This is a genomic window from Kitasatospora sp. NPDC059722 (genome assembly GCF_042733235.1).
Lineage (GTDB): Bacteria > Actinomycetota > Actinomycetes > Streptomycetales > Streptomycetaceae > Kitasatospora.
Genome location: NZ_JBHWGD010000061.1, coordinates 36310 through 53752, shown reverse-complemented (window position 1 = coordinate 53752; position 17443 = coordinate 36310). Strand labels below are relative to the sequence as shown.

General features: G+C 75.8%; 10 protein-coding genes. 7 read left to right on the top strand and 3 right to left on the bottom strand.

Annotated features, from left to right (window positions below):
* Nucleotides 1-119 precede the first annotated feature (119 nt).
* Nucleotides 120-1520 carry a hypothetical protein gene (locus ACFV4F_RS30945; protein WP_380507394.1) on the top strand — a complete coding sequence of 467 codons (1401 nt, stop codon included), beginning with the start codon at nt 120-122 and terminating at the stop codon, nt 1518-1520.
* Between the two features lie 15 nt (nt 1521-1535).
* Here ACFV4F_RS30945 and ACFV4F_RS30940 read toward each other — a convergent pair whose 3' ends face one another.
* The 3 genes from ACFV4F_RS30940 to ACFV4F_RS30930 all read right to left on the bottom strand — a co-directional run bounded on the left by ACFV4F_RS30940 (nt 1536) and on the right by ACFV4F_RS30930 (nt 5680).
* Nucleotides 1536-3221, bottom strand: coding sequence for an alkaline phosphatase family protein (locus tag ACFV4F_RS30940; protein WP_380507392.1), 1686 nt, complete (start codon nt 3219-3221; stop codon nt 1536-1538).
* Between the two features lie 86 nt (nt 3222-3307).
* Entirely contained in the window at nt 3308-4291 is a 984-nt protein-coding gene (locus ACFV4F_RS30935; RefSeq protein WP_380507389.1) for a S1C family serine protease, read from the bottom strand.
* A gap of 96 nt (nt 4292-4387) precedes the next feature.
* Complete coding sequence (locus ACFV4F_RS30930; protein ID WP_380507386.1) at nt 4388-5680, bottom strand: hypothetical protein; 1293 nt, start codon at nt 5678-5680, stop codon at nt 4388-4390.
* A 206-nt stretch (nt 5681-5886) separates the two neighbouring features.
* On the opposite strand from ACFV4F_RS30930, the gene ACFV4F_RS30925 reads away from it, so the two are divergent.
* The 6 genes from ACFV4F_RS30925 (at nt 5887) to ACFV4F_RS30900 (ending at nt 17318) form a co-directional block, all read left to right on the top strand.
* On the top strand, nt 5887-6561 hold the full coding sequence (locus tag ACFV4F_RS30925) for a response regulator transcription factor (protein WP_380507383.1): 675 nt from the start codon (nt 5887-5889) through the stop codon (nt 6559-6561).
* 300 nt (nt 6562-6861) lie between these two features.
* The gene (locus ACFV4F_RS30920) at nt 6862-10488 is read left to right on the top strand and encodes a hypothetical protein (protein WP_380507380.1); all 3627 of its coding nucleotides are present in this window, start codon (nt 6862-6864) and stop codon (nt 10486-10488) included.
* Nucleotides 10489-10492: 4 nt separating this feature from the next.
* Nucleotides 10493-11125 (top strand): DUF4255 domain-containing protein, encoded by a 633-nt coding sequence (locus ACFV4F_RS30915; RefSeq protein WP_380442641.1) that lies wholly within the window; start codon nt 10493-10495, stop codon nt 11123-11125.
* On the top strand, nt 11122-13176 hold the full coding sequence (locus ACFV4F_RS30910) for an ATP-binding protein (RefSeq protein ID WP_380507377.1): 2055 nt from the start codon (nt 11122-11124) through the stop codon (nt 13174-13176). The genes ACFV4F_RS30915 and ACFV4F_RS30910 overlap by 4 nt, the downstream gene beginning before the upstream one ends.
* Before the next feature lie 109 nt (nt 13177-13285).
* Nucleotides 13286-13975 carry a DUF4157 domain-containing protein gene (locus ACFV4F_RS30905; RefSeq protein ID WP_380507375.1) on the top strand — a complete coding sequence of 230 codons (690 nt, stop codon included), beginning with the start codon at nt 13286-13288 and terminating at the stop codon, nt 13973-13975.
* Nucleotides 13976-13988: 13 nt separating this feature from the next.
* The gene (locus tag ACFV4F_RS30900; RefSeq protein ID WP_380507372.1) at nt 13989-17318 is read left to right on the top strand and encodes a hypothetical protein; all 3330 of its coding nucleotides are present in this window, start codon (nt 13989-13991) and stop codon (nt 17316-17318) included.
* The last annotated feature ends 125 nt before the right edge of the window (nt 17319-17443 follow it).

Genomic DNA, 17443 nt, shown 5'->3' with positions numbered 1-17443 from the left:
GACCGGCGCGCGACTGTGAGGGTGGTCGGCCGGCTGTGTCGGGGGGGTCTCCCCGCCCTGACGGCGCCGTCCCGCCCGCGGGGCCCCCCCCCCCCCGCCCGTGGAGGCCCCGGAGACCGGTGGCACGCCGGACCTGGACCACGCCCCGGCTGGTCCGCGTCCTCACCGGCACCTGCCTCGCCGCCCTCGCCCTCTCCGGCGTCGTCACCGCCACCGTCCTCGGCGGCGCCCACGACGGCACCGACGCCATCGGGCACAAGGCCGCCCCGCAGGTCGTCCGCTCCGCCGACCTCTACTTCGCGCTCAACGACATGGACGCGCAGGCCGCCAACCTCCTCCTCTACGGCGCCGACCCGGACTTCGCCAAGGCCCGCCGCGAGAGCCTCGACACCTACGACCAGCGTCGGAACCAGGCCGCCACCGACCTCCAGCAGGTCGCCGAGGCCACCGCCGACGACCCCGCCGGGCGCGCCGCCGTCCAGAGCGTCATCGACGAACTCGGCCGCTACCAGGCCCTCGTGGCCCAGGCCCAGCTCCTCGACGACCAGGCCCACGCCGCTGCGGGACGCCCGCCCGCGGACGCCCTCGCCGCGTACCGCTCCGCGACCGACCTGCTGCGCCAGCGCCTCCTGCCCGCCGCCGACAGCGTCACCGCCGCCAACGCGGGCACCGTGGAACGCCGGTTCGCCGCCGAACGCGGCGACCTCGGCAGCGGCCGCTGGTGGATCGTCGCCGCCGGGGTGCTCGCCCTCGCGGCCCTCGCCGGGCTCCAGCGGCTGCTCGCCGTCCGGTACCGGCGCGTCCTCAACGCTCCGGTCGCCGCCGCGACCCTGCTCGCCCTCGGCGGGCTCGTGGGCGGTGTCGTCCTGGTGAACCGGGCCGCCGACCACCTCGTCGTCGCCAAGCACGACGCCTTCGACTCGGTCATCGCGCTCAGCCGCGCCCGGGCGACCGCCTACGACCTCAACGCCGACGAGAGCCGCTTCCTCAGCGACCCGGGCCGGGCGGCCGCCTACGAGCAGAGCTACTTCGACAAGACGCAGTCCTTCGCCCGCGTCGGCGGCACCACCCTGGCCGGCTACCCCGCCGCCCTCGCCCCGCTCGCGGACCACCACCGGGCCGACCACACGACGATCGGCTTCGGCGGCTTCCTCGGCGACGAACTGCACAACATCACCTTCGCCGGCGAACAGGACGCCGCCGAGCGGGTGCTGGCGGCCTTCCAGGACTACCAGCGCGACGACCACAAGATCCGCGACCTCAACGCGGCCGGGCGCCTCAAGGAGGCGATCGCCTTCGACACGGGCACCGCCGCCGGTGAGTCCAACGCCGACTTCGCCCGCCTGGCGGCCGCCGTCGACGACGTGCAGGCGATCAACCAGAAGGCCATGGACCGGGCCGTCGCGGCGACGGACGACGACCTGGACGCGGTGACGGCGGCCCTCGGCGCCGCCGTGCTCGCGGTGGCACTGGTCCTCGTCGTCGCGGGTGTCCGCCCGCGCCTGCGTGAGTACGCCTGAGCCCGGATAAGGCCCTCAGCTCCGCGGCGGACGGGCGATGCGCAGCCCGGCCCGGCCCAACTGCGCGGTGATGTCCGCGAGGTACCGCTCGGCGTCGGCCACCGTCCCGATCCCGCCGGCCCGCCGCCGGATCCGGTCGTGCTCCTCCGGGTGCAGGCGCGCCTCCTGGATCGCGGCCGTCTCGACGAACCCGCGCAGCGTCGCCGTGACGGGCCGGCCGGGATCGGCGGGGGCGGCGGCCTCCGCCTTCCAGGTCACGCCCGACTCGGCCGGGTCGGGCAGGGTGCCGGGCGTGTCGCGCGGGGCGTCGGCGGAGAGCAGGTGGAGGAAGTCGTTGGCGCGCGCGTCGCGGTCGGTGAGCGGGGCCAGTCCGAACAGCCGTTCCACGGTGGCGAGGAGCGAGCCGTGGTCGTACTGCGTGTGGTCGATCAGGTTGCAGTTCCGTCCGGCCCGGTCGCCCGGCGCGGCCGCCGGGACCCACGGCGAGACGACGACGGCGGGCACCCGGACGCCGAGCCGGTCGAAGCGGAAGCCGTGGGCGCTGTGCTCCGGGTCGGTGCGGTCGCCCGGCGGGACGGCGGCGGGCGGCGGCACGTGGTCGTAGAAGCCGCCGTGCTCGTCGTAGGTGATGACGAGCACGCTGGACTCCCAGAGCGGCGAGCGCCGGAGCGCCTCGTAGACGTTCTTGATCAGGGCCTCGCCGTCGGTCACGTCGTCGAGCGGGTGCTGGCTGTTGCCGCAGCGGAAGTCGCCGCCGTGGGTGAGGACGTGCCCGTAGTCCGGCTCGATGAAGGTGTAGGCGGCCGGGTACGCGGGGTCCTGGAGGTGCTCGGCCAGGTCGTCGAGGTGGTGGTAGTGCTCGACGGTCGTCGGCAGGTCCATCCCGGCCAGCGCGCTGACCTGGGGCAGGGCGTCGCCGGCGTAGACGCGCCACGGCAGGCCCTTGCCGTCCAGGGCCTCGTAGAGCGTCCCGTGCTCGAAGGTGTAGCCGCTGAGGCGCGAGCGGACGGTGTCGACCGGGTCGGGGCTGTGGTCGAGGCCGGCCGAGCTCGCCGCGTGCAGGAAGAAGCGGTTGGGCCAGGTCGGCCCGGGCAGGGCGGAGAACCAGCGGTCGCAGACGGCGAACTCGCGGGCCAGGGTGCTGAGGACGGGGAGCTGCTCGGCGGTGAAGCAGGCCATGACGGCGCCGGGGTCGGCGAGGCCCTCGGCGTCCTTCTTCACCGTCGCCTCGTTGGCGTAGTTGTCGACGAAGCCGCCCAGGGTGATCGGCGGGTAGGTGCCGTCGTAGGCGCACCGGTCGTCGTGCGGGCTGCCGGTGATGGGGGTCGAGGCGAGCTGGAGCCGGACGTCGCAGAACTCGTGCGGCGGGTCGACGGGCAGCGCGAAGGGCGCGCCGATCCGCACGGGGTACTCGGTGCCCGCGTGGCGGTTGCTCGCGCGGGTGTCGGGGCCGTCGACGGTGGTCGGGGCGCCCGTGACCGCGTCCGTGCCGACGCCGTGATGGAGGACGCCGTCGGTCACCGTGCCCGTCGACACCCCCAGCATGTGGTCGAAGGAGCGGTTCTCCAGGACGAGGACGAAGACGTGCCGGATCCGGCCCTGCGGCGTCGGCGCCCGGCCGGCCCGCAGCCCGGCGAGCCAGGCCCGCCACTCCTCGCGCTCGTGGGTGATCGCCTGCCGGATGCGTTCGATGGGCTCCATGGGGGCCACCCCAGCACCGGTGGTGACGGACCGTCAAAGACCCACGCCGGTCCGTCCGGGCGGTCGGCCGGATGCGCTGATGGATGTCAGTCGTCCGCGTGGAGCTCGGTGGGCGTGGCGATGACGTCCACGAGGGCGTCGCCGCGCAGGACGGTGAGGGGCAGGGGGTGGCCGATGGCGTCGGCGAGCATGAGGCGCTGGAGGGACTGGGCGGTGCTCATCGGCTCGCCGGCCGCGGTGAGGAGGAGGTCGCCCTGGCGGAGGCCCGCCCTGGCGGCGGGGGCGTGCGGGACGACCTCGACGATCCGCAGGCCCGCCTGTTGCCCGGTGCGCCGGCGCAGCGCGGGCGGCAGGGGTGCGGGGACGCCCGCGAGGCCGAGGTAGGCGCGGCGGATGCGGCCCTCGGCGAGGAGGGCGGCGATGATCTGCCGGCTGGTCGCGTTGATGGGGACGGCGAGGCCGAGGCCGTTGCCCGCGACCGCCGTGGTGATGCCGACCACCTCGCCGTCCGCCGTGGTGAGCGCGCCGCCGGAGTTGCCGGGGTTGAGGGCGGCGTCGGTCTGGATGACGTCGTCGATGACCCGCACGGCGCTGCCCGCCCGCGCGGGCAGCGAGCGGCCGAGGGCGCTGACGACGCCCGCCGTGACGGTGCCCGCCAGCCCGAGCGGATTGCCGACGGCGACGACCAACTGGCCGACGCGCAGTGCCGTGGCCTCGCCGAGCCGCACCGGCGGCGGGGTGGCGCCGTCGGCGCGCAGGACGGCGAGGTCGGAGAGCGGGTCGGTGCCGATGGTGTGGAACGGCGCGCTGGTGCCGTCGCCGAAGGCGAGCGTGCCGGCGTCGGCGTGGCCGACGACGTGGGCGTTGGTCAGGAGGAAGCCGTCCTCGGTGAAGACCACGGCGGAGCCGAGCGCGGTGGAGAACCAGCCGCCCCGGCCGCGCCGGGGCACCTGGAGGGCGGCGACCCGTGGGGTCACGGCCTCGGCGACGGAGGTCACGATCCGCGAGTAGGCGTCGAGGGCCGCCGCACCCTCGTCGGTGGCGCGGCCCGGCCCGGAGATGTCGGTCACCTGGCACCCCTTCGTGAGAGAGGGTTCTCCCCGGTGCCAACAACGCGGAGCCGCCCGGACTTCCGCGACGGCTGCGAGGGCCCGTTCCCGCTGCGGCTATTCCAGCGAGCCGCTCAGCAGCGCCGCCGCCGAGCAGGTCGCGGGCGCCGGGCCGCTCGCCGGCAGGCCCACCTGGCGGCAGGTGACGGTGACAGTGAGCTTCTGCTTCTCGCCGACGAGGATCGGCGAGCCCCAGTGGAAGTCCTGTTCGCGGAAGTTCTCCAGGGCGGGCGCGAGCAGGGGCGCGTCGCCGACGGCGATGGTGATGGTGCCGGCGTCGCCCTGCGGGTTCTCCAGGACGAGGTCGGTCAGCCGCAGCGTCTTGCCGTCCGGCACCTGGTAGGTCTCGGTCCGGGTGGAGCCGGCCGGGGCGGTCGCCTTGAGCCGCTGGGAGAAGAGCGCCGCCCCCGGCGCCGGCACCAGGCCGGTGCCGGGCGTCACGGCCGGCCGCGGGGAGGCCGTTCCCGCCCCCGAGGCCGCCTGCTGCGCGGCCTGCTGGGCGGCCGCGGCGGCGCCCTGGGCGTCGGCGGCCTTCTGCTTCGCGTCCGCCGCCTGCGACTGGGCGGCCGTGACCGGGCCGGCCACGGCGTTCTTCGCGGTCGAGCGCACGGCCGGCCGGAGCAGCCCGAACCAGGCCGCGGCGAGTGCCCCGGCGAGTGCCACCACCGCGATCGCCGCCTTCAACAGGCCCTTGGGCAGCACCGGTCGCTGGAGGTAGGTGCCGTCCAGTGCGATCGGCTCGCCCTCGCCCGGGGTCACCACGATCTGGAACGCGTGCGGCACGGCGGTGCCGCGCCACAGCCGCCGCGCGGGCCGCACGTCGGCCCGGACGAACACCGCCCGGCCCGGCTCGACCGTCGTCGCGGCGGCCGGGAGCGCGAAGCGCAGCAGCCCACCCCGGTCGCTGCCGGCCAGCGTCACCGAGACCGGCAGGTTGCCCCGGTTGTCGACCGCCACCTGGTGCCGGCCGCGTCCGCGCCCCTGCGACATGCGGGGCGTCAACTCCGCCGTCAGCCCGGCGAACGGCAGCACCTCGACCACGCCCTCGGGCACCGTCGCCTGCTCCGGCCGCTCCTGCGGCACCACCCGCACGCCGAACGGGACCGGCCCGGCCGGCGTCGTGCTCTCCCGCGGCGGGCGGAAGCGCAGCACGACCCGCCCGGCCGTCCCGGGGTAGAGCGAGAGCGACTCCGGCTCCACGGCCGTCCAGGCCCCGGCCGGGCCGAGCACCTCGAAGCGGTACGCCTCGACGAGCTCGCCGCCGTTGCGCACCTCCAGCGAGGCCTGCGCCTCCTCGCCGGGCAGCACCTGGACGGCGGACGGGTCGAGGTGGGCCGATGTGGTCGTCATGCGCCGAGCGTAGGAAGCCGTCCGGCGGTGGGCAGGTGCCCGGCGGCCAGCCTTCGGGGCAGTTCCGCTGCCCGTTAAGTCGTTGTGGAGTGCCTGATGATTTGCCGGGTGTTGACTCGTCGGGACGGGAAGCGCCCGGCGGTCCGCCGACCGCCGGGCCGGGGGCGCCCGCGGGTACGGCCGGGCGCGCGAGGGTGGAGGACGCGATGCGCTATCACGGCAACACCGGCGGCGACCGGATCCCGGTCCGGATCACCGCCGAGGACCCGGTCTCACGGGCCGGGCTGGCGGGCCAGCTGCGCACCTGCCCGGAGGTCCGCCTGCTGGACGGCGCCGGGCAGGACGGGCCCGACGAGTCGGACGGGGAGGACGGGCGGACCGTCGTGGTCGTCGCGGTGGACAAGGTGGGGGAGGAGGCGCTGCGGACGCTCCGCCAGCTGCGCCGCACGGCGGCCGGGCGGATCGTCCTGGTCGGCACCGAACTGGACGACGCCGGGCTGGTCGCGGCCGTGGAGTGCGGCGTGGTCGGGGTGGTCCGGCGGCGGGAGGCGACGGCCGAACGGCTGGTGCAGGTGATCATCGCGGCGGCGCGCGGCGAGGGCAGCGTCCCGGCGGACCTCCTCGGCCGTCTGCTGGAGCAGGTGGGCCGCTTGCAGCGCCAGGTGCTCGACCCGCGCGGCCTGGCCTTCACCGGGCTGGCGCCGCGCGAGGTGGAGGTGCTGCGGCTGGTCGCGGCCGGCCGGGACACGGCGGAGATCGCCGAGGAACTCTCCTTCTCGGAGCGGACGGTGAAGAACGTCCTGCACGAGGTGACCACCCGGCTCCAGCTGCGCAACCGCTCGCACGCCGTGGCGTACGCGCTGCGCGAGGGGCTGATCTGAGCCGCGTATGTGAGAGCCGGACAGTGTCGCGTGCCCGAGGGCCGGACCGCGTCGCGTGCGCGATGCGCGAGGAGCTGATCTGAGCCGCGTGCGCGAGGGCCGGACAGCGTCGCGTGCGCGCTGCGCGAGGGCTGATCCGACGGCGCCCGTGGCCCGATCGGGCAGGCACCGCTACCCGGACCGCTGCCCCGGCCGCTGCTGCCGGTCGGGGTGGCGGCGGCCAGGGTTGCGGTGAGGAGGAGCATCCGGATGCCGTCGGCCCGCCCCCGGCGTGCGCGGGGGAACCGTCCGGGGGACACGGTGCGACGACGCGTTACGACCCAGGGCCCGCTGCGGCGGTCGTTCCTGGCGCTGCTCTCGACGGCGCTGGTGGCGGCCCTGCTGGTGGCCGTCTCGGCGGCGGTCCGCCCGGGGCGCCCGGAGCCGATGGCGCCCGCCGCGGCCGAACCGGCGCCCGGGCGGATCGCCTACACCTCCGAGGACCAGGAGCACCGCGCCCTGGCCCTGGCCGACGGCGGCCGGCTGACCGCGCTGCTCGGCGCCGCCCAGGCGGGTGACGACTGCCAGCCGTCCGCCCGCGGCGACACGGTGGTGTGGGTGAGCGACCGCAGCGGCACCGGTGAGAGCCTGCTGTGGCGCCAGGGCGCCGGGCCGGTCAAGGTGCTGCTGGAGCGCCCGGGTTGGCGGCTCAAGCACCCGGTGCTCTCCCCGGACGGCGCCTGGGTGGCCTTCACCTCCTGGCAGCCGGGCGCGTCGGACCCGAGCCGCGACTGGTGCCGGCAGACCTCCCTCGCCGATCCGGACACTCCGGGGGCCGACGGCGCCGACCGCACGGCCTCGATCTGGGTGGTCAGGACCGACGGCGGCGAGCTGCGCCGCGTGGTGGTCGGCGGCGGCTGGGCGAGCTGGTCGCCGGACGGCGGCGCGCTCGCGTTCGAGCGCGGCGGGAAGCTCTTCCGGGTCCCGGTCGCGCCCGGCGGTACGGCGGTGCCCGTCGACACCGGCCCGGACCCGGCGCACCGGCCCGCCTGGGAGCCGTCGGCCGGGGCCGGGCACGACCGGATCGCCTTCGTCACCGTCCAGGGCGGCTACCAGGAGCTGGCGCTGGTCCCGGCGCGGGGCGGGGCCGTGCGGCCGGTCGCCCGGGGGTCCCGGAGCCAGTGGGTGAACAGCGACGTCGCGTGGTCGCCGGACGGTGGCGCGCTGGCCTTCCTCTCCGACGGCGTCTTCCGCGTCGACCCGGCGGGCACCTGCCCGGCCTGCCCCGGCACGACCGTGCTGGACGGCGTCAACAACACCGTGGAGTCGGCCGGGTGGTACACCCCGGCGGGCGGGACGCCGACGGTCCTCGTCACGCGGCTCACCGAGTACGTGCCGCGGATCGAGGGCGTCCACCCGGCGCCGCCGCTGGACCGGCTGGACCTCAGGCCGCAGGCGGTGGACGGCACGGAGAGCACCGCCGACCCCGCCTGGTCGCCGGACGGCCGACGGCTCGCCTTCACCCGGACGGAGTACGCCCAGGGCAGCCCGGCGCCCACCGCCGGCCGGCCGCCGACCCGGGTCATGGTCGGCGACGCGACGGACCCCTCCCGCGCCACCGCGCTCGCCGGACAGGGGATCGACCCGGCCATGGACCAGATCGAGCCGGCCTGGTCGCCCGACGGCAGGCGGCTCGCCGTCGTCCAGACCACCCGGAGCTGCACCGACTGCGTCCAGGGCACGGCCGACCGGATCCTCGTGGCCGACGTCTCCGGCGGCGTCGACAAGGCGAAGGTGGTCCTCACCGTCCCCGCGCGCACCCGGAGCGGCTACAACTGCACCTCCACCGACTCCGACCCCGCGTGGTCGCCGGACGGCAGCCGGCTCGCGTTCTCGCGGGCCGGCACGTGCACGCCGATCATCCACCTGGCGGACCTGCGCGAGGCCCCGGCGCTCGCCGCCATCAGCGGCGTGCGGCACCTCTGGTCGGTCGAGGCCGGCGCCGGGGGAGACCAGCGGGACCTCACGGCCGCCCAGTGCGGCGACCCCGACTGCCCCGTCCTCGACGAGCGCCCCGCGTACGCGCCGGACGGCGGCGGGCTCGCCTTCGCCCGGAAGCTGCTGGCCGCCACGCCCGACCCGAACTCCCCGCCGCCCTCGTGCACGTCCGGCTTCTGCCCGCCGCCGAACGGCCCGCCGCGCGCGACCAGCCCGCTGCGCGTCCTGCTGGAGCTCGGCCCCGACGGCGCGAGCTGCCACGGCGTCATCCCGCCCGCCCCGACCTGCCGCACCCTCGGCCCGGTCAACGGCTCGCCGCCGCAGCCGGTGGCCTTCTACCAGCCCGCCGACCCCGCCTGGTCGCCCGACGGCAGGCAGCTCGCCTTCGACACCGGGATCCGCAACGGCGAAACGCTGTCCGGGCGGATCGCGGTGGCCGACGCGGCGACCGGGACCGGGCAGGTCCTTCCCGCGCGCTACCTCGCCGATCACCGGCGCCCGTCCTGGCAGCCCACCGCCGACCTCGCCGTCGCCCTGACGGCCGCGCAGCCGCAGGTCTCCCTGGGCGGCACGACCGAACTGACCCTCACCGTCACCAACCTCGGCCCCGCCCCGGCCAAGGGCGTCACCGCCGGACCCGCCCTGCCCGCCGGGCTCCAGGCGGTCGGCGTCCCCGTCTCCTCGCAGGGCACCTGCCCGGCCTCGACGCCGTACCACTGCGCGCTCGGCGGCCTGGCGAAGGGGGCGAGCGCCACCGTCCGGCTCACCGTCAAGGGCGTGGCGACCGGCGCCCAGCGGGCCACCGCCCAGGCGGGCGGCGACGTGCTCGACCCGAGGACCGAGAACGACCAGGCGGAGACCGTGGTCACCGTCCTCGCCCCCGGTCTCGCCGTCACGGCCACGGCGACGCCCGGGTCCGTCCGGCCCGGCGAACCGGTGACGGTCGCCTTCACCGTGCGCAACCAGGGCGACGGGACGGCCTCCGGCGTGACGCTGACGCCCGTGGTGCCGGCCGGGCTGCGCGTCGTGTCCGCGACGCCCGCGTGCCCGTCCACCGGCTGCGTCCTCGGCGATCTCGGGCCGGGCGCGCAGACGGTGGTGGAGGTCGTGGTGACGGGTGACGCGGCGTTCGGCGGGCAGGTCACGGGGACGGTGACCAGCTCGAACGGGGAGCCGGTGACGGCGGGGGCGGGCGTCGTGATCACCGATCCCGGGACGGCGACGCCCACGGCCACGGCCACGATCACTCCTCCGCCGCCGACCGGCACGCCGACCGCGACGCCCACCGGCACGCCGAGCGCCACCCCGCCCGACACGCGCTCGCCCGAGCTCGCCGTCACCGCCGCCGCCGACCCCGCGCTGATCCGCGTCGGGCAGCGGGCCACCGTCACCCTGACCGTCCGCAACGGCGGTGCGGTCCCGGCGGGCGGCGTCGTACTGACACCCGCCGTGCCGTCCGGGCTGCACGTCGAGCAGGGCTGTCCGCCCGCCGGCTGCGCGCTCGGCACGCTGGCGCCCGGGGGCGAGGCGAGCGTGGCCGTCGTGGTCACCGGCACCGCCGCCGGGAGCGCCACGGTGACCGGCACCGCGACCGCCCAGGGCCGGAGCGCCGGCGCCACGGCCACCCTGACCGTCGTCGACCCCGCCGTCACGCTCGACCCGAAGGTCGGCCCGCCCGGGCTCGTCACCCTCGCCCACGGCACCGGCTTCCCGCCCGGCGCCGCCGTCCGCCTGCGCTGGAGCGCGGGCGTCACCGCGGCCGCCGCCCCGGTGACCGCGGCCCCGGACGGCACCTTCACCGCGCCCGTCCTCGCACTCGCCCAGGACACCCTCGGCCCGCGCGAGCTGATCGCCACGCTGCCCGACCTGCCCGCCCTCGGCGAGGTGCGCACCGGGTTCGTGGTCGTGCCCGGCGTCCTCCAGCCCCAGCAGTACCAGGAGCGGCGGTGACACGGTGATCCACGAGGTCGACGAATCGCTGCGCACCCTCGTCCGGACCGAGGCCCTGGACGGCACGGACGTCGAGCTGGTCTTCGACGCGCCCACCCGCGACTGGGCGGCCCGGCGCAACACCCCCACCGTCAACCTCTACCTTTACGACATCAGGGAGGACCTGCGGCGCGGTTCCCGCGGGAGGCAGAACGTCTACGACGAGCAGGGCACGGTCGTCGCGCGGACCCTGCCGCCCCGCTACTTCAAGCTCTCGTACCTGATCAGCGCCTGGACCCAACGGCCGGAGGACGAACACCGGTTGCTGTCCGCGCTGCTCGCCTGCTTCCTGCGGCACACCGCCCTGCCGGCCGACGCCCTCGGCCCCGCGCTCGCCGCCACCGGGCTGCCCGTCCCCGTCGGCATCGCGCTGCCGCCACCCGAGGACCGGGCCTTCGCGGACGTCTGGACGGCGCTCGGCGGGGAGCTCAAACCCTCGCTCGACGTCGTGGTGAGCGCGCCCTTCGCCGTGGCCCCGGTCTACCGGGCCGGACCGCCCGTCCAGGAGGGCCTGGTGCTGCGCAGCGGCGAACTCGCGCCCCCCGCCGGGGAATCGGCCACCGTGCACGCCGCGCCGCGCCGACGGAGGGTGCGATGACCGGCCCCGGCCTCGCCCACCTGCTGGAGCGGCTCGCCCTGGTCGAGGAGCGGGTGCGCCGGGCCGTCACCGCCCGCCGCGCCACCGACCCCGAACCGGACGACCCGTTCCGCGGCCTCTACCTCTCCGACGAGACGGTGCGCCGGCTCCTCGACGAACCGTCGGCCGTCCCCGCCCCCGACGCGGTGGACGCCGAACGGCTGGCGGCCGTCGAGGAGCGGGCGGACGCCGCCGAGCGGGCTGGCCACACCCTCCGACTCCGTTTGCTGGCCGTGGAGTTCGACCTGACTCCGCTCGACACCGAACTCCTCCTCGTCGCCCTCGCACCCGACCTGGACAGCCGCTTCGAACAGCTCTACGGCTACCTCAACGACGACGTCACCCGCCGCCGGCCCACCGCCGGGCTCGCCCTGGCGCTGTGCGGCGCCCCGGCCGCCTCGCCCGCCGCCCGCCGGCGGCTGGACCCGACCGCGCCCCTGGTGGCCCGCGGAATCCTGCTCGTCGAGGAGACCGAACGCCCCTTCCTCAGCCGGTCGTTGCGCGTGCCCGACCGCGTCGCGGCGCACCTGCTCGGGGACGACACCCCCGACCACCGGCTCGCCGACCTCCTCACGCCACTGGAACCCGGGCAACCGGGCACCCCGGCCGCCCCGCTCGGCGCCGCGCTGGCCGGCGGCCTCGCCCTCGCCTACCTGCGCGAACCGCCCGGCGGCTCGGCCCGCACCCTCGCCGCCGACGCGCTGTGCATCGCCGGGCGCCGGGCACTCGCCCTCGACCTCGGGCAGCTCGCCCGCGACCCGGCCGCGCCCGGGGCCGTCGTCGCGGCCGGCCGGGAGGCGGGCCTGACCGGCGCCGGGCTCGTCGCCGGTCCCGTGGAGGCACTCGCCGCCGAACGTCCCGCGCTGCTCCGGGCGTTGGCCGCGCTGCCGTGCCAGGTGCTGCTCACCGGGCGCGTCTCCTGGGAGCCCGAGTGGTCGTCGGCCGTGCCGCTCCTGGTGGACGTGGCCCGCACCGGCGCCGCCACCCGGGCCGCGCTGTGGCGGGCGGCGCTGGGCGGGGCACCCGTCGACCACGACGCCGCCGCCGCCTTCGTCCTCACCCCCGACCAGGTGGAGCGCGCCGTCCGGACCGCGCACCAGCAGGCCGTCCTCGCCGGGGGTCCGCTCACCGAGGACCACCTCCTGCACGGCGCCCGGGCGCAGAACAGCGCCGGGCTGGAGCGCCTGGCCCGGCGGATCCGGCCCACGGTCGGCTGGGCCGACCTCGTCCTGCCCCCGCCCGTCCTGGCTCGGCTGCACGAACTCGCCGCCCGCGCCCGGCACCGCGACCGCGTGCTCGGCGACTGGGCGATGCGGCCCGGCGGCGGGCGCGGGCGCGGCGTCATGGCGCTGTTCGCGGGCGACTCGGGCACCGGGAAGACGATGTCGGCCGAGGTGATCGCCGGCGACCTCGGCCTCGACCTCTACACCGTCGACCTCGCGACGGTGGTCGACAAGTACGTCGGCGAGACCGAGAAGAACCTCGAACGCATCTTCACCGAGGCCGCCGGGGTCAACGCCGTGCTGCTCTTCGACGAGGCCGACGCGATCTTCGGCAAGCGCTCCGAGGTCAAGGACGCCCACGACCGCTACGCCAACGTCGAGAGCGCCTACCTGCTCCAGCGGATGGAGTCCTTCGACGGCCTGGCCGTCCTCGCGACCAACCTGCGCGCCAACCTCGACGACGCCTTCACCCGCCGGCTCGACCTGGTCGTCGACTTCCCCCGGCCCGAGGCCGGCCAGCGGACGGCGCTCTGGGCACGCTGCCTCGGGCCCGCGCTGCCGCGCGCCGACGACCTCGACCTCGAATTCTGCGGCAGCGCCTTCGAGTTGGCCGGCGGTGACATCCGCTCCGCCGCCGTCACCGCCGCGTACCTGGCCGCCGAGGCCGGCCGCCCGGTCGCCATGGCGGACCTGATCGCGGCGGTGGCGCGGGAGTACCGGAAGCTGGGGCGGCTGTGCCTGGAGAGCGAGTTCGGGCCGTACCACGCGCTCACCCGGCTCGCCGCGTAGTGCCCTTTCGGGCAGCGCGGGGTGTCCGGTCGGCACGTCGGGTGCTCCTGGCGGTCGGTTCCCCGGCGCGCAACGCTCGTGATGACGACCGTGGTTGGGGAGTGATGGGATGCGCGATCACGAACTCGGGGCCGAGCAGCTCCCCGACGCCGGGCCCCGGACCGAACGGGCGCCGCACGACCATGCCGGGCTGCTGCTCCGGGCGGCCGCGGGCGGGCGCGCGGGCCTGCTGGGAGCGGGCGGTCTGCTCGGGCTGCAGCGTGCGGTGGGCAATGCCGCCGTCGGCGCGGCGCTGGAGGAGGAGCGTGCGCCGGTCTCTCCCGTGCACGACGTCGTCGCGTCCGGTGGCAACGCCCTTGACGGGGAGGTGCGTTCGGATATGGAGGCCCGTCTCGGCCACGACTTCGGCGACGTCCGCGTGCACACCGACAGTGCCGCCCACGACTCCGCCAAGGCCGTCAACGCCCATGCCTACACCGTCGGTTCGCACATCGTCTTCCAGCGCGATGCCTACGACCCCGGCTCCCACCAGGGCCGGACGACGCTCGCCCACGAGCTCACCCACGTCGTGCAGCAGCGCTCCGGTCCGGTCGACGGCACCCCGGCGGCGGGCGGCATCGCGGTGAGCGACCCGGGCGACCGCTTCGAGCGGGAGGCGGCGACGACGGCCGAGCGGGTGATGGCGGCTCCGGCGGTCCAGCGGGACGTGGAAGAGGAAGAGCCCTCGGTGCAGGGCCTGTTCGTGCAGCGGACGGAGGCGCCCGAGGAGGACGAAGCAGCCGCGTCCCAGGACAGTTGAGAGGCTGCCGCACGTGAAGGCCGTCCCGGAGCGCGCCGACGACCAGGCGGTGGCCCCTGCACGCGCGCCGGCCACCCAGCACGGGGACGGCCCGCCGCCCGCACGGGGGAGGCTCGACCCGCACGCGCTGCGGCGCCTCCAGGCGGGGGCGGGCAATGCAGCGGTGTCCCGGCTGGTCGCGCAGCGGGCGGCGCAGCCCGTCCAGCGCCTCGCCTCCGGCCTCCCGGAGGCACCCGCGAAGACCCAGCCGCAGGACGATCCCCGCTTCCGCGCCGCCGCCGGCGAGATCCGCGCCAAGGGCCGGGCCCTCGCCGGACATCCCCCGCCCGCTGCCGAGGCGCGTGCGGCACAGGACGCCGCCGTCGCCCCGGCCGACGACCGGGAGGCGCAGGCCAAGGCGGCGCAGGTCGGCCGGATGGACGCCGCGAAGCCCGGCGCGTTCGACAAGGCCGCCTTCGTGGCCGCCGTGGAGCGGGCGGTGGCCGCCCAGGCGCCGAAGAACCTCGACGAGGCCGAATCCTTCGCCTCCTCCGGCCGGGCCGACGGGATCAGGAGCCAGGTGCTCGGTCAGGTCACCGCCGGCCGGCAGGCCTCGGCCCGGGACGTCGCCGAGCGGGCGGCCGAGCCTCCGGACCCGTCCCGCGTGGTCGACCGGCCGGTCACCGCCCTGCCCGAGCGCCCCGCCGCCGTCGCCCCGTCGGCCCCCGACCCCGCTGCGATGGCCGTCGCCCCGGCCCCGCCCCCGCAGACCGACCTCTCCGCCACCCCGCAGCGCACCGACGCCACCATGGCCGAGTCCGGCCTCACGCCCGCCCAACTCGCCGCCTCCAACGAGCCGCAGTTCGAATCCGCCCTCGCCGCCAAGCAGGCCGCCGACCACCACGCCGCCACCGCCCCTGCCGCCCTCCGCGCTGCCGAGCAGCAGAAGGTGGCGGCCGAGCGTTCCGCCGCGTCGGCGCTGGGGGCGGCGGGGATGCAGGGAATGGCGGCGGCCCGGACCACGACCGGCGCGCACGTGACGGCCGGCCAGGCCGCCGCCAAGGCCCGCGACGAGGAGGCGCTGGCGAAGGTCTCCGCCGAGCTGAAGGCCGTCTACGACGGGACCAAGGCCGATGTCGACAAGCTGCTCGCCGACCTCGACGGCCAGGTGGGCGCCGCCTTCGACCAGGGCGAGGCCCAGGCCAAGGCGGCCTTCACCGCCGACCACCAGGCCCGGATGCAGCGGTACAAGGACGAGCGGTACGCCGGGGTCTCGGGCGCGGCGCGGTGGGTCGCCGACAAGTTCACCGGCCTTCCGGCGGAGGCGGGCCGGGTCTTCCAACTCTCGCGCGCCCTCTACGAGTCCAGGATGCGCGCGGTCATCTCGGACGTCGCCGATCTGATTGGCCGTCAACTCACCGTCGCCAAGGCGAGGATCGCGCGCGGACGGGAGGCGACCGCCGGGATCGTCACCCGGCAGCCACGCGAACTCCAGCGCTTCGCCGTCGACGCGGCCCGGGAGTTCGGCGGGCGGTTCGCGGAGCTGGATTCGGCCGTCGACGACAAGTCCAAGGCCCTGGTGGACGACCTCGCCCAGCGCTACACCGCCGCGCGCAGCGCCGTCGACGACGAGATCAAGGCCCTCCAGGCCGAGGACAAGGGCCTGCTGGACGCCGCGATGGACGCCCTCGCCGAGACCGCCGCGACCGTCAAGCAGCTCGCCGACCTGCTCGCGGGCGTCGCCTCGCGAGCGGCCGGCGCGGTGCAGCGGATCATCGCGAAGCCGATCGAGTTCCTCGGCCACCTCGTCGACGCCGTCAAGTCCGGCGTCCTGGGCTTCGCCGCCCGGGCCGGCGAGCACCTGAAGCAGGGCCTGAAGGACTGGCTGCTGGGCCGGTTGGCGGCCGGTGGCATCGAACTCCCGGAGGCTCTGGACGCCAAGGGCATCCTCAAGCTCGTCCTGTCGGTCCTCGGCCTGACCTGGGCCAACATCCGGGCCCGCGTGGTGCGGCAGATCCCGGAACCGGCGATGCGGGCGCTGGAGGGCTCCTTCGAGATGGTCCGGGTCCTGATGGCGGAGGGCGTCGGCGGCCTGTGGCGCTGGATCCTCGGGAAGCTCGGCGACCTCAAGGACACGGTGATCGGCGCGATCAAGGACTTCGTCCTGGAGAAGATCGTCACCGCCGGCGTCACGTGGATCGTCTCCCTGCTCAACCCGGCCTCCGCCTTCGTCCGGGCGTGCAAGGCGATCTACGACGTCATCATGTTCTTCGTCCACCAGGCAGCCCGGCTCAAGGACTTCGTCGACACCGTCCTGGACTCGATCGAGGGCATCGCGGCGGGCGCCGGAGGCGGCATCCCCGCGAAGATCGAAGCGGCCCTGGCGAAGGCGCTGCCCCTGGTCCTGGACTTCCTCGCGAGCCTGCTGGGCCTCGGCGGCATCTCGGAGAAGATCCGGGGCATCCTGGAGAAGGTCCAGGCCCCGGTGACGAAGGCCGTCGACTGGGTGATCGGCAAGATCGTCGCGGCGGGGAAGAGCCTCCTGGGCAGGGCGAGGAGCAAGGCTCAGGGGGAGGACACCCCCGAGGGGAAGCAGCGTCGGCTGGATCGCGGGGTGGATGCGGCCGCGCGGCTGCTCGGACGGGTCTCCGGAAGTCCAGTAGGCATCAAGGCGATTCCGGTGCTGTTCGCCGGGATCAAGTCGAGATACGGGATGACCGAACTCGTTCCAGCGGTTCGGAACGGCGCGTGGTCGGTGCGCGGGGCGGTGAACCCGACCAAGTCGGTCGACACCTCGTCGGCCGCGCGGATGGCCCTCGACGTGAGTGACATCGAATTCGGCCAGAGCACGCCGACCGTGGCACAGGTGTGGATGTGCGGAGAGTTCGTCGGGACGTTCAGATCCGGTGGCGGCCTGCACGCCGAACAGCGCGCCATCGCGGCGATCCGTGCGAAGGGCTGGACGGGAATTCGCGAATGGTCCGTCGGCAGGGTGATCAGGATGGACATCAGCCGGTCCCCGTGCGGTCCTGGAGTGCCGGATCTCGCCGACAACCGGAATCACGACTGTGCACACGCCCTTCAGACGGCCGCCCGGGAGCAGAACGCCCGCCTGACGCTGCGGCTGGCGAGCCTCTACGAAGGGCGTGACCATCAGGCAGGGCAATCCGTGGCGAACATCCAGATGCTGCTCGAAGAAGGCCATCGGGTGGAGCCGTGGAACATCCTGGAAGAAATCAACAAGGGTAGGCACGGCAAGCTCAGGATGGAATCCCTGACCCCCGAAGTCCGGGTCAGGTTGGCGCGGAAGGCCGAGATCGTCAACGAGGCGATCGATGCCGTCGGCGGAAGTGCGCGTGCTTGAGGACCGATCCATGTGCTGATTGCCCGATCGGGCACGGGGGGAGACCCGATAGGCCGTACCGGCGGTCATGACCTTGGTCGCCCCGGGACACCAGGCTGGGCGTGGCCGGTTGGGTCCGAAGGGGG

Coding starts and splice junctions, on each gene's coding strand:
- ACFV4F_RS30905 (WP_380507375.1), top strand. CDS start 13,286: ATGCGCGATCACGAACTCGGGGCCGAGCAGCTCCCCGACGCCGGGCCC.
- ACFV4F_RS30925 (WP_380507383.1), top strand. CDS start 5,887: ATGCGCTATCACGGCAACACCGGCGGCGACCGGATCCCGGTCCGGATC.
- ACFV4F_RS30940 (WP_380507392.1), bottom strand. CDS start 3,221: ATGGAGCCCATCGAACGCATCCGGCAGGCGATCACCCACGAGCGCGAG.
- ACFV4F_RS30910 (WP_380507377.1), top strand. CDS start 11,122: ATGACCGGCCCCGGCCTCGCCCACCTGCTGGAGCGGCTCGCCCTGGTC.
- ACFV4F_RS30930 (WP_380507386.1), bottom strand. CDS start 5,680: ATGACGACCACATCGGCCCACCTCGACCCGTCCGCCGTCCAGGTGCTG.